The sequence below is a fragment of the Streptomyces sp. NBC_00076 genome, assembly GCF_045041235.1.
In the GTDB taxonomy this organism is placed as follows: Bacteria; Actinomycetota; Actinomycetes; order Streptomycetales; family Streptomycetaceae; genus Streptomyces.
Window position 1 is genome coordinate 1257546 of record NZ_CP108242.1, and the last position, 11800, is coordinate 1269345.

Annotated in this window: 11 protein-coding genes and 1 pseudogene; 6 read left to right on the forward strand and 6 right to left on the reverse strand. The window is 72.0% G+C overall.

Annotation, left to right across the window (positions count from 1 at the left end; genetic code table 11):
• Nucleotides 1-113: 113 nt before the first annotated feature.
• Nucleotides 114-797 (forward strand): PAS domain-containing protein, encoded by a 684-nt coding sequence (locus OHA64_RS05780; protein WP_405608841.1) that lies wholly within the window; start codon nt 114-116, stop codon nt 795-797.
• Between the two features lie 230 nt (nt 798-1027).
• On the opposite strand, the pseudogene OHA64_RS05785 reads toward OHA64_RS05780, so the two are convergent.
• Nucleotides 1028-1882: pseudogene (locus OHA64_RS05785) on the reverse strand (DUF3626 domain-containing protein); the annotation flags it as partial.
• 91 nt (nt 1883-1973) lie between these two features.
• Entirely contained in the window at nt 1974-3176 is a 1203-nt protein-coding gene (locus OHA64_RS05790) for an IS110 family transposase (RefSeq protein WP_405608844.1), read from the reverse strand.
• Between the two features lie 210 nt (nt 3177-3386).
• On the opposite strand from OHA64_RS05790, the gene OHA64_RS05795 reads away from it, so the two are divergent.
• From OHA64_RS05795 to OHA64_RS05805, 3 genes are all read left to right on the forward strand, one after another.
• Complete coding sequence (locus tag OHA64_RS05795; protein ID WP_405608847.1) at nt 3387-3881, forward strand: FBP domain-containing protein; 495 nt, start codon at nt 3387-3389, stop codon at nt 3879-3881.
• Nucleotides 3882-4035: 154 nt separating this feature from the next.
• The gene (locus OHA64_RS05800) at nt 4036-5289 is read left to right on the forward strand and encodes an FUSC family protein (RefSeq protein ID WP_405608850.1); all 1254 of its coding nucleotides are present in this window, start codon (nt 4036-4038) and stop codon (nt 5287-5289) included.
• 142 nt (nt 5290-5431) lie between these two features.
• The gene (locus OHA64_RS05805; protein WP_405608853.1) at nt 5432-6625 is read left to right on the forward strand and encodes a lactonase family protein; all 1194 of its coding nucleotides are present in this window, start codon (nt 5432-5434) and stop codon (nt 6623-6625) included.
• Here OHA64_RS05805 and OHA64_RS05810 read toward each other — a convergent pair.
• Complete coding sequence (locus OHA64_RS05810; RefSeq protein ID WP_405608856.1) at nt 6593-7312, reverse strand: DUF2470 domain-containing protein; 720 nt, start codon at nt 7310-7312, stop codon at nt 6593-6595. The genes OHA64_RS05805 and OHA64_RS05810 overlap by 33 nt on opposite strands.
• 93 nt (nt 7313-7405) lie before the next feature.
• A complete protein-coding gene (locus tag OHA64_RS05815) occupies nt 7406-8014 on the reverse strand; it encodes a TetR/AcrR family transcriptional regulator (protein ID WP_405608859.1) in 609 nt (202 codons plus the stop codon).
• A 106-nt stretch (nt 8015-8120) separates the two neighbouring features.
• On the opposite strand from OHA64_RS05815, the gene OHA64_RS05820 reads away from it, so the two are divergent.
• Nucleotides 8121-9716 (forward strand): cytochrome P450, encoded by a 1596-nt coding sequence (locus OHA64_RS05820; RefSeq protein ID WP_405608862.1) that lies wholly within the window; start codon nt 8121-8123, stop codon nt 9714-9716.
• Here OHA64_RS05820 and OHA64_RS05825 read toward each other — a convergent pair.
• On the reverse strand, nt 9678-10508 hold the full coding sequence (locus OHA64_RS05825) for a pentapeptide repeat-containing protein (RefSeq protein ID WP_405608865.1): 831 nt from the start codon (nt 10506-10508) through the stop codon (nt 9678-9680). The two genes, OHA64_RS05820 and OHA64_RS05825, sit on opposite strands and share 39 nt — an antisense overlap.
• Before the next feature lie 177 nt (nt 10509-10685).
• On the opposite strand from OHA64_RS05825, the gene OHA64_RS05830 reads away from it, so the two are divergent.
• Entirely contained in the window at nt 10686-10886 is a 201-nt protein-coding gene (locus OHA64_RS05830) for a DUF5999 family protein (protein ID WP_405608868.1), read from the forward strand.
• 1 nt (nt 10887) lies between these two features.
• On the opposite strand, the gene sigJ is transcribed toward OHA64_RS05830, so the two are convergent.
• Nucleotides 10888-11787 carry an RNA polymerase sigma factor SigJ gene (gene sigJ, locus OHA64_RS05835; protein ID WP_405608871.1) on the reverse strand — a complete coding sequence of 300 codons (900 nt, stop codon included), beginning with the start codon at nt 11785-11787 and terminating at the stop codon, nt 10888-10890.
• Nucleotides 11788-11800 lie beyond the last annotated feature (13 nt).

Genomic DNA, 11800 nt, shown 5'->3' on the forward strand with positions numbered 1-11800 from the left:
CTACATGATTGTGTAGTACATGCGGGTGCGTGGCCCTTGCGCCGGGCGGCACACCGTGGCAGGGCGGACTCCGGGGCGGTGAGCGCCGACACCGAGGCGGGAGGTGCGGGTGGATGCGGGTGGATGCGGATCGGCGGGAAGCCGTGGTGTGGCGCAACCGCGCCCTGATGCTCTTCGACCGGGTGTCGATGCCGGTCGCGGTGTGCGACGTTTACGGCGCCGTCCTGCTCGCCAATCCCGCGATGGCCACCGAGTGCGGTACGACTCCGGGGCGGTTGCGCGGCCGTGAGGTGCTGGAGCTGTTCCGGCCGCAGGAGGTGCCCCAGGTGGACCGGATCGCTCAGGCGCTGCGGCTGCGGCACCGGTCGCGCTACCAGGTGTCGGTGCGCTGGGAGGCACCCTGCGGCGGCGAGCGGTACGGGGAGCTGACCGCGGACCCGGTGAGCGACACGGTCGAGGAGACGCCCGCCCTGCTGGTGATGCTGCGTGTCCAGGGCGGGCGCGAGTCCCGCGCCGAGGAACCCGTGCGGGTGACCGCGACGGAGGCCCGGATCCTGGCACTCCTCGCCGGCGGGGCGACCACGGCCCGGGCGGCCCGCGAGACCGGCCTCACGACCGACGGCGTCACGTATCACCTGCGGCGCATGTCCGCGCGCTGGGGCGCGGGCAACCGTACGGAACTGGTCGCCCGCGCCTACGCGTTGGGGGTGCTGACCCCGGGGGTCTGGCCGCCGGCACCTGCCGAGGCACCCTCGCAAGCCACCTACTCCTCGGAAGCCACCGCGCCCGAGGAGTAGGCCGCGCCCGGGGAGTAGGCCGCGCCCGAGGAGAGGGCGGAGTCCGAGGAGTCGGCAGTCTCCGAGGAGAGGGCGGTGTCCGGGGAAGGGACCGCGACCATGGCCGAACTGCCGACCGCCTCCCTGGAGCAGGCCGTGTCGGCCGCCTCCCTCGCCGCACCGTCGGCCGCGACTGTGACCGCACCGCCGGCCGCGACCGTGGCCGCCCCGTCTGCCACCTCCCTGAAGCAGGCCGTGCCCGCGCCTTCCGGGGCGCCGAAGCGGGCGAGGGTGTGCCACACCATCTTCAGGTCCTGGAGTTCGTGGCGCCCGGTGCGGGCGGCGTCGCCGATGATCCGCGGGTCGATGCGGCCGTCCTCGGCGATCCGGGCGCCCAGGTCGACGTACTCCCGGCCGCGGTAGTCGGCGTGGCGGTACAGGTCGGCCACGGTGAGGCGGTATCCGGGGTGCCACTCCACCGGGCAGGGCAGCAATCGGGCGGCCGTCTCGACGGATGTGCCGCGGTAGCTCGCGTCGAGGACGAGCGCCTCGACGTCCCGGTCGAGGACCACCCCGGCGTGGACCTGGGCCTCGATGTAGTCGTTCAGGGCGTCCTGGTGGTCCGCCTCGGCGAGCGCGACCAGGGACATCCGGGCCGCGACGCCGAAGTCGCCCGGCTCGGCCGCGCTGTCCGGGTAGCAGAAGGTGGTCCGGGCGAGCACGGCACCGGTGAGCCGGAAGTGCGAGGAGCCGAAGCGCGGGGCGGCGCCGACCACTTGGCGGCGGAAGTTCAGCGCGCCGTACACGGGACGCTCGGCGGCGGCCGCGTCGTCGTAGGCACCCCCGAAGATCCGGCTCTCCCACCGTTGACGGTCGCCGCCCGGGTGCGCGGTGAGCCCGCCGTTGCTGGTGCCGGTGACGAACTGGGAGTGGTACACGCCGTCCTCGGCGAGCGCGCGCAGGATGGGCAGCCAACGCACCAGGCGGTCCGGATGGAAGTTCAGCGTGATGCGCGGTCCGGGGTCGAGGGCCGGCCCCTCGGAGAGAGCCGCCACATGGAGAAGTGCTGCCCGCGCCCGCGGTGCTGCGATGTCCCTGAAATCCATTGGCCTCTCCCACTGTGCCTGAGTACCGTAGCCGTGAACCTAGTTGCCCTAGGTTTCACCACGGGCCCCCAGGAGAATCTCAATGATCGTGTCAAGCCGCCTGTGTGACCGGCGGGGCGGAGGTGAACAGCCTCTTGTCACGCAACATCGCCCAGAGCACGTCGACCCGGCGTCGGGCGAGCGAGAGCAGTGCCTGGGTGTGCAGCAGCCCTTCGGATCGCTTCCTGAGGTAGTAGTCCCGCGACGGTCCGGGCCGCATCATCGCGGTCTGCGCGGCCATGTAGAAGACGTGCCGCAGGCGCCGGTTGTAGCGCTTGGGCCGGTGGTAGCTGCCGGTCCGGCGGCCGGAGTCCCGGGCGACCGGAGCCAGGCCCGCGTGGGAGGCCAGGCGGCCGGCGTCCTTGTAGCCGGACAGATCGCCGACGATGGCGACGAACTCGGCGCCCAGGATGGGGCCCATGCCGGGCATGGACTCGATGATCTCGGCGCGTTCGTCGGTGTGGAAGGCCTCTCGGATCTCTCGGCCGTTGTTCTTGATCCGTTCGTCCAGGGCCAGGAGCTGGTGGGCCAGATCGCAGACCAGCTTGGCGGCCCGCTTCTCCCCGGGCAGTGCGGTCATCTGGGACTGGGCGGCCTCCACTGCCTTGGCTGCGACATCCCCGGCGCCGCGGACCTTGCGGCGTTCCAGCCAGGTCGTCAGCCGCTTGACGCCGATACGACGCAGGGCGGCCGGGGTCTGGTACTCGGTAAGCATGACGACGGGGCCTTTGGCCGCGGAGTAGTCGAAGGCCCGCTCCAGCGCGGGGCAGATGCCCACCAGCAGGTCACGGAGCCGGTTGATCAGCCGCACTCGGTCAGCGATGAGGTCGGACCGGTAGTTGGTCAGCAGCTGGAGGGTGGTGACCAGTTCCGGGGGCGTGTTCAGCGAGGCGAAGTCACGTCGCATGCGGGCTTGGTCGGCGATGACGCGAGCGTCCTTGGCATCGGTCTTCGCCTCGCCCCGGTATGCGCCGGACATGCGGTTGACCGTCCGGCCGGGCACGTAGACCACCTGCTGGCCATGCGCGATGAGCAGGGCCAGCAACAACGTGGATGCGCGGCCGGAGATGTCCACTGCCCACCGCACATCGTCCGCTCTCTCACGGGCCGTGTCGATGAGCGTCAGGATCTGTGCTTCGTCGTTGATGACCTTCGTCGAGAACAGCGTTTCGCCGTCGGCGTCGACCGCCACCGCCCAGTGGTGCCCCTTGCCGGCGTCAATGCCAACCCATATCCGTGCGTGAGACGTGCTCAATCCCGTCGCTCCGTTCCACCGTGACCAGTACTTCCGTGGCCCGGAGAACACTCCGCCGACAGGTCCCTAACCAGCGATGACCGCAGTTCTCAATCAGTGGTCGGAGCGTCCCGGAGGACCGGGCGGCCATTCTCCGCGAGCCATCAACGGCAACACCTCATCAGCCACACCCGGCCCTCCCGGACCGCCTCACATTCTTAGGGACACCTCATGAGATCACTCACCGAGCAGGACATCCGCAACTCGTTCGTCAACTGCTCGAAAGGCGAGGCCAAACGCCTGGCCACGCCCCGTGAGCTCGACCAACTCCCCTGGGAACACCTGGACTTCCTGGGCTGGCGAGATCCGGGCGCGCCCGACCGCAGCTATCTGGTCACCGAACGGAACGGGACACTCGTCGGCGTGACACTGCGGTTCCAGTCGTCGCGGCGAGGGTTCCTGCACCGCAGCATGTGTTCCCTGTGCCTGACCACCCATCCGGGAGGCGGGGTCTCCCTGATGACGGCTCGCAAGGCGGGTCCGGCGGGCCGCGAGGGCAACTCCGTCGGCTTGTACATGTGCACCGACCTCGCCTGTTCCCTCTATGTGCGCGGCAGGAAGGCGCCGGGCGGCGGGTCCCGCCTGGAGGAGAGCCTCACCGTGGCGCAGCAGGTCGCCCGCACGACGGACAACCTGTCCGCCTTCCTGGACAAGCTGTACGACTGAGACGCAGCCACTCCCGCACCGACGTTCCGACGCTCCGGCCGCGCCACAGCCGTACGGCACACTGTGGTGGCGGAACGACAACCTACGCTTCTTTACGGACAGTTCCGGTCCTATGCGTACCTTCGGTACATCTGTGGAAGGGGACAGCCCGAGGATGCGAGACGTACGTGAGTGGACGGCGCCCCTCGTGCGGTTCGTGAGGCTGCACCGGGACCCGGTGGTCGTCCGGGCGCTGCGGTCGGCCGCCGCGGCGACGGTCGCCTATGTGATCGCGTTGCGCCTCAGCCCCGAGGTAGCGCCGCTCACCGCCCCGCTGACCGCGCTGCTGGTCGTCCAGGTCACGCTCTACTCCACGCTCACCACCGGTATCCGCCGGGTGAACGCCGTGGTGGCCGGGGTCCTGGTGGCCATCGCCTTCAGTCTGCTGGTGGGGCTGACCTGGTGGAGTCTCGGGCTGCTGATCGTGGCGGCACTGGCCGTCGGGCACCTGGTGCGGGTCGACGAGTTCGTGCCCGAGGTGGCGATCAGCGCGATGCTGGTGCTCGGGGTCACGACCGTCGGGGACACGGCGTGGGCGCGGGTACTGGAGACGCTGATCGGCGCGGTCGTCGGGCTCGGCTGCAATCTGCTGCTCGCTCCCCCGGTGTGGGTGGGCGAGGCCGGCGAGTCGATCGAGGGGCTGGCCCGCCGGGTCAGACAGCTGATGCTGCGCATGGGCGAGGAGGCCGCGGGCCTGACACCCGTCGAGCACGCGACCGAGCGACTGCACGAGGCGCGCCGCCTCGACCACGACATCGTCGAGGTGGACGCGGCCCTGCGGCAGGCCGAGGACAGTCTGCGGCTCAATCCCCGGGTGCGCGAGGGACTGCTGCACCGGGTGGTGCTGCGTACGGGGCTGGACACCCTGGAGATCTGCACGGTCGTGATGCGGGTGCTCGCGCGCACCTTCACCGACCTCGCGAAGGAACGCGATCCCGATCCGCTGTTCGCACCGGAGACCGGTGCCGCCGTGGAACAGCTGCTGTCGGAGATCGCCGACGCCGTGGTCAGCTTCGCGGTACTGGTCACCACGCCGGTGAGCCTGAACGCGGACGCCGCGGAGTCCCGGCTGACCGCCGAGCTGCGGCAGGCCGCGGCCACCCGCGACAAGCTGGCCCAGCTGCTCCTGGACGAGGTCCGGCGCGACGCGAGCCAGTGGCAGTTGCAGGGCGCGGTACTGACCGAGGTGAACCGCATCCTCGACGAGCTGGACACCGAGCACCGCTCGCGTCGGCTGCTGGAGGAACTGGACCGCACCTCCCGCGAGCAGCGGGAGCGCATGCGGCGGCTCACCCGGCTGCGGGAGGGCCTGCGCGTGCCCGAGCAGCTGCGCCGCGACCGCGGGGTGTCCGAACGTCGTCCCGGCTGAGGCCGTTCTCCCGTCCGAGCCGGGCACCTGTGGCGAAACGGCCGCGTCCCGTGCGCCGCGAGGTGCCTTTGTTGCGCCTGGCGGGTGATCCACGTCAAGGTGGCTGTCACGGCCGGAACCAACGAGGACCTGAGGTGGAGACATGGACCGGGGCGGCTGGACCAGGCGGCGCTTCGTCGGCGCCCTGACGGGGACGGCCGCCGCAGCCGCGCTGCCCGCCTGCGGCACCGAGCCCGGGCCGACCGCCGCCTCCACTCCCGAGGCCAGCCCGAGTGCCTCGACGGCACCGGGCGCGACCGTGCGTCCCACCGGCCCCCGGCCTCTCTACGTCGGCACCTACACCTCGATCGAGGGCGGCGGCACGGGTGTCGCCCTCGCCACCTACGACGCCGACAGCGGCCGTATCAAGGGCAGCGGGACCATCACCCGGGTGGCCAACCCGTCGTACCTCGCGGCGCACCCCGACGGCCGCACCCTGTACGCGGTGAACGAGGGCGACGACGGCGCGGTGACTGCCGTCCGGCTGGCCGACCGCGCGATCCTGGCCGCCCGGAGCACGGGAGGGGCTGGTCCCTGTCATCTGTCCGTGCATCCGGGCGGGCGCTGGCTGCTGAGCGCGAACTACGGCTCCGGCAGCGTGGCCGTGCATCCCATCGACGCCTCGGGCTCCCTCGGTGAGCGCACCGACCTGGTCACACACTCCAGTCCGGCGCCCGGGCCGGGCCAACAGGGCCCGCACGCGCACCAGTTCATCACGAGTCCCGACGGCGGCCATGTGCTCGCCGTCGACCTGGGCACGGACACGGTGTACACGTACCGCCTGGACGAGCGCACCGGCAGGCTCACCGAGGTCGCGCAGGCCCACACCCGCCCGGGCGCCGGACCGCGCCACCTCACCTTCCATCCGAAGGGCCGGTACGCCTACCTGGCGAACGAGGTCGACAACACGGTCGCGGTCTGCGCCTACGATCCGGACACCGGCCGCCTGACCGTGGGCGAGGCCCAGTCGACGGGCACGGGGTCCGGCACCAACTACCCGGCCCAGTTCCTGGTGACCTCGGACGGCGCGTACGCCTATCTCGCCAACCGGGGCCACAACAGCCTCACGCGTTACGCGGTGGAGGCCGACGGCGCCCGGCTCAGGCTGCTGGACACGGTGCCGGTGTCCGGCGACTTCCCCCGGCAGATCGCCTTCTCGCCGGACGGGAAGCTGCTGTTCGCGGCGAACCAGAAGTCCTCCACCGTCAGCGTGTTCCGGGTGAGTGCGAACGGAGAACTCCGGCTCACGGGTGAGCCGTTCGCCTCACCCGTCGCCGTCTGTGCGCTGCCGCTGTAGCGCCCGCGGGCAGGAGGCGGCCTGGGTGAGCAGGACGTGCATGCGTTCGGTGAGCCGGGTGACGTCGTCGGCGGGCGCGTGGAACGCCAGTCGTACGTCGCCGTGGGAGCGGGCGCGCTCGATACGCAGCGTCACTCCGTGCCGGTCGACCGCCAGCGGCTGTACGCGGACCGCGCCGTGCAGGCTGTCGGGGTCGACGAGGCGGGTGAGCCGCTCGACCGCGTCGGCGTGGCAGTCCGCGAGGTGGGTGAGCAGGCGGGCCTCGGCGGTGGCGAGCGGGTCGGGCGCGGCGGCCGCGAACTCGTCGAGGTCGACGACGACCGCGCCGGACGCCCCGCGCAGCACCACGCGCGTGGCCCGGAACGCCAGTCGGCCGCCCTCGGGAACGAACCAGCCGGCCATCCAGAGCCGGGCGCGGATCCGGCTGCGCACGGGGACGGGCGCGACGTCGGCGAACTCGATGACGGCCGAGGGCTCGCCGCGGGGCGCGCAGACCGCCGCCGCGAGCAGCCTGCTGTCCTCGGGCGCCTCCAGGAGCACCCGGCCGTCATCGGCCACGGTGTGCGCGCCGACGAACTCCTCGCGCCCGCCGCCCGCGGTCACCGCGCAGGACCACGCGGCGGCGAGCACTGATCGGGCCCGTTCCGCCGCGGAAGGCGCGGCCGTCCAGCTCTGGCTGTCACCCATCCGAAACCTCCTAAGGTAAGGCTTGCCTAACCTATCGAAGATCGGCGACGAAGCCAACCACGGGGGCCATGAATCGGGTTCGCGCGCACCCCTTCAGGGCGCGATGACCCCCAGCAGCGCCCGTGCGCACAGGTCCCGTACCTGGGCGTGGGAGAGGTTCGAGCCGCGCAGCCACTCCAGGCAGACGGCGGTGGTGAAGGCCAGCCAGCCGCGGACGGCCAGGGCGAGATCGGGGCGCGCCTCGGAGAGGGGACCGAACTCCGGGTCCGCGGCGAGTGCGGCGAGGATCTGGCGCTCCTGGGCGGCCAGCGCCCGCCGGTAGACCCTGCGCACCGTGCGGTCGCCGGCCGCGTCGGCACGGTGGAAGGCGCGGTAGCCGTGCGCGTGGGCCCTGACGTATTCCAGGTAGGTGTCGAGGCCGGCGGTGAGTTGCTCACGGACCGGAACGCCGGGAACGGCCTCCGTCATGCGCAGCATGCGCGCGCTCTCACGGTCGACGACCGCCGCGAAGAAGTCCCGTTTGGTCGGGAAGTAGTGGTAGAGCAGCCCGCGGGAGACTCCCGCGATCTCCGCGACCTGCTCGATGCGGACCTCGTCGTAGGGACTCTCCGAGAACAGCCGCGCGCCCACCGAGAGCAACTGGTCCCTGCGCTCCTCGGTGCTGAGCCGACGGCGCGCTCGCTCGCCCTGGTCCGCGGACATGCCCGCACTGTACTTGACCTCGATTCACCAGCCGGACGAGACTGAGGTGCTATTGAACCCGTGTACAACATGGTCGACCTGCCGCTGGACCAAGGGAGTTGGCGTCATGGCGGATACGAGGACAGGGCCCGGGCTGCCGAAGGGATTCCGTGGCGCCGAACTCGGCTGGCCGGAGCTGCACCGCATCCCGCACCCGCCCCGTCGGCTGCCCCTGCTGGGTGACGTGATCGGCGCCAGCGGGCGCACACCGCTGCAGGACGCCCTCCGCCACGCCCGCCGGCTGGGGCCCGTCTTCCGGCGCAAGGCCTTCGGGCGGGAGTTCGTGTTCACCTGGGGCGCCGATCTCGTGGCCGACCTGGCGGACGAGTCGCGGTTCGCCAAGCACGTGGGCCTCGGGGTCGCCAATCTGCGGCCGGTGGCCGGGGACGGGCTGTTCACGGCGTACAACCACGAGCCCAACTGGCAGCGGGCGCACGACGTCCTGGCCCCCGGCTTCAACCGGGAGGCCATGGAGGGCTACCACGCGATGATGCTGGCGGTGGCCGGCCGGCTCACCGACCACTGGGACCGCGCGCTGACCACGGGCCGGGCGGTGGACGTGCCCGGGGACATGACCAAGCTGACCCTGGAGACCATCGCGCGGACCGGCTTCGGGCACGACTTCGGTTCCTTCGAACGCGCCCGTCCGCATCCCTTCGTGACCGCGATGGTGGGCACCCTCACCTACGCACAGCTCCTCAACACCGTGCCCTCCCCGCTGCTGCTGCGCCGGGCCGCCCGTCGCAACCAGGCCGACGTCGCCCACCTCAACCGCACGGTGGACGAGCTGGTCCGGGTCCGGCGCGCAGGCCGGGGCGGGGACGGAGATCTGCTGGACCGGATGCTGGACACGGCTCATCCGGAGACCGGGGAGCGGCTGTCGTCCCAGAACGTCCGGCGCCAGGTCATCACCTTCCTGATCGCGGGCCACGAGACCACCTCGGGCGCGCTCTCCTTCGCCCTGCACTACCTCTCCCGCCACCCCGAGGTCGCCGCCCGCGCCCGCGCCGAGGTGGACCGGGTGTGGGGCGGGACCGAGGTGCCCGGCTACGACCAGGTGGCCAAGCTGCGGTACGTGCGCCGGGTGCTGGACGAGTCGCTGCGGCTGTGGCCGACGGCGCCCGCCTTCGCCCGGGAGGCCCGCGAGGACACCGTGCTGGCCGGGTCGTATCCGATGCGGCGGGGCGCCTGGACGCTGGTCCTGCTGCCGATGCTGCACCGGGACCCCTCGGTCTGGGGCGCCGGGGCGGAACGGTTCGACCCGGACCGCTTCGAGGCGAAGGCGATACGGTCCCGGCCGCCCCACACCTACAAGCCGTTCGGGACCGGGGCGCGGGCCTGCATCGGCCGGCAGTTCGCGCTGCACGAGGCCACCCTGGTCCTCGGCCTGCTGCTGCGCCGCTACGAGTTCCGGGCCGACCCGGCGTACCGGCTGCGGGTGACCGAACGGCTCACCCTGATGCCGGACGGGCTGCGGCTGCGCCTGGAACGGCGGTCCGGTACGGCGACGGGCTCCACCGAAGACCGCACACCGCCGGTGCGGCAGCAGGCCCGCGCCGCGGACGCCACCCCCGGTACCCGCTCTGTGGAAGTGTCTTCCGCGGCGGACCTGTCCGAGGCTCCGTCAGGGCCGCGGTGTCCAGTGCGCCGGGCGGGTGACTGACCCGGGCAGTCGGGTGTCGGGACCGCCCTTGGCCGCGTTCAGCTGGGGCTGGGTGAGGAAGAAGGCGCCGGTCAGGTCCGCGTCCGTGAGGTCGGTGTCGCGCAGGTCGGCGCCTATCAGGTCCGCCCCGCGCAGATCGGCCCCGGTGAGGTCGGCGGCGATGAGATAGGCGCCCCGCAGGTTGGCGCCCCTGAGATCGGCGCCCTTGAGACGGGCCCCCATCAGGTCCGCGCCCCGGCGGTTCTTCTTCCGGCCGCCCACGCCGGCCCGCACCAGCTCGCTGGTCCGCAGCAGAAGGACGTTCACCTCCTGCCGGTGCGCGCCCACGTCCAGCGTGCCGAGTTCGTCCGGGGTTCCACGGGTGAGTGCCTCGGTCCGCTCCAGCGCCTCGCGCAGGTCGGCGTGGACCGGGCGGGCCGCCGGGAGGGTGAGGGCCTCGGTGAGGTACCAGAGCAGTTCGTGGAGCTGCCGGACGACCGGGAACACGTCGACCATGCGCCGAGCCTGCTCGCGCGGGCCCGTGCGCCAGTCCTGCCCGCCGAAGGTGACCTGCGAGACTTTCTGGCCGGCGCCGAAGCAGTCGTAGACCGTGCAGCCGTTGAACCCCTTCGTGCGCAGTTCGGCGTGGATGCCGCAGCGGTGGTCGCCCCGGAGGTTCGGGCAGGGCTTTCCCGCCTCCTTGTCGATGGCGAAGTCCGCCGAGGCGGCGAACGGCAGGGCGACGCAGCACAGCCCGAAGCACCGCTCGCAGTCGCCGCGCAGGTCGGCCCGGTCCGTCGTGAGGTCTCGCATCCCGCCAGCGTACTTACCCGCAGGTCATGTCCTGGACCCCGCCCGTCCGCGAGGAGAACTCACCGGTGCGTTTCCGGCGCTGTGGGGATCCCCTCATCCAACGGTAAACAAGCTCGGCTATCACAGAGACACGAGCCGACCGAGGCAGGAGCCCGACCCGGACCGAGGAGAGACGTCATGTGCAGCCACCAGCCGGCGTGCCCCGCCGCAGACCGCCCTGACCACCAGGTCGCCGTCACCGTGTCGGCCCACCCCGAACAGGGGTGGAGCCTGCTGTGCAACGGCACCATCGTCTTCGACGACACCGGTGAACTCCTGCCGGACGGACGGGCGGTGGGACCTCGGCGCATCCCGGACACGCCGGCCGTGGCCGCCTGAGTCACCCGAGATCGAGGGTGTCCGACAGGTCGAGGTCCGCCAGGCGCTCCGGGTCGGCCAGGATGTACATCTCGACGATCCGGCCGTCGGCGACGGTGACGCCCATGACCGACTGCAGCCGCCCGTCAGGGGTGTTGACCATGCCGACCGCGCCGTTGACGAGTGCCAGCCTGGCGAACGGGGTGAACTGCCGGAACAGCATGGCCTGTTCGGCCACCGCCCGCGCCCCGCGCACCAGCTTCGACGCGGCCGCGCCGCCGACCAGGGCGCCGGAGTCGACCCGCAGCACGATGTCCGGGTGCAGCACCGCGAGCAGGGCGTCGAAGTCGCCCGCCACGGAGGCCGCCATGAAGGCGTCGACGACCGCACGCTGCCGGCCGAGGTCCGGGTCGGCCGAGGGGGTGGCACCCTGGACGCGACGCCGGGCGCGGCTGGCGAGTTGGCGGGTCGCGGCCGAACCGCGGTCCAGGATCGGGGCGATGTCGTCGAAGGGCACCGCGAACATGTCGTGCAGGACGAACGCGAGCCGCTCGGCGGGCTCCAGCGTCTCCAGGACGATCATGAGGGCGATACCCACTGAGTCGGCCTGGAGGACCTCTCGTTCCGGGTCGGTCCGGTCCAGGGGCCGGATGAGGGGGTCGGGGAGGAAGGTGTCGTCCAGCGGGTCCTCACGGCGGGCGGTGCGCGAGCGCAGCAGGTCGAGGCAGACCCGGCCGACCGCGGTGGTCAGCCAGCCGCCGAGGTTGCGGATCTCCCCGGCGTCGACGCGGCCCAGCTTCAGCCAGGTCTCCTGGACGGCGTCCTCCGCCTCGGCCAGCGAGCCGAGCATGCGGTAGGCCACCGCCCGCAGGTGTCCGCGGTGTTCCTCGAAGCGGTCCGCCAGCAGTTCCGTCTCGTTCACGCCGTCCCCCACA

Excerpts from the sequence above, each read along its gene's own strand:
- OHA64_RS05780 (WP_405608841.1), top strand. The coding sequence starts at position 114 with ATGCGGGTGGATGCGGATCGGCGGGAAGCCGTGGTGTGGCGCAACCGC.
- OHA64_RS05795 (WP_405608847.1), top strand. The coding sequence starts at position 3,387 with ATGAGATCACTCACCGAGCAGGACATCCGCAACTCGTTCGTCAACTGC.
- OHA64_RS05800 (WP_405608850.1), top strand. The coding sequence starts at position 4,036 with ATGCGAGACGTACGTGAGTGGACGGCGCCCCTCGTGCGGTTCGTGAGG.
- OHA64_RS05805 (WP_405608853.1), top strand. The coding sequence starts at position 5,432 with ATGGACCGGGGCGGCTGGACCAGGCGGCGCTTCGTCGGCGCCCTGACG.
- OHA64_RS05810 (WP_405608856.1), bottom strand. The coding sequence starts at position 7,312 with ATGGGTGACAGCCAGAGCTGGACGGCCGCGCCTTCCGCGGCGGAACGG.
- OHA64_RS05815 (WP_405608859.1), bottom strand. The coding sequence starts at position 8,014 with ATGTCCGCGGACCAGGGCGAGCGAGCGCGCCGTCGGCTCAGCACCGAG.
- OHA64_RS05820 (WP_405608862.1), top strand. The coding sequence starts at position 8,121 with ATGGCGGATACGAGGACAGGGCCCGGGCTGCCGAAGGGATTCCGTGGC.
- OHA64_RS05825 (WP_405608865.1), bottom strand. The coding sequence starts at position 10,508 with ATGCGAGACCTCACGACGGACCGGGCCGACCTGCGCGGCGACTGCGAG.
- OHA64_RS05830 (WP_405608868.1), top strand. The coding sequence starts at position 10,686 with ATGTGCAGCCACCAGCCGGCGTGCCCCGCCGCAGACCGCCCTGACCAC.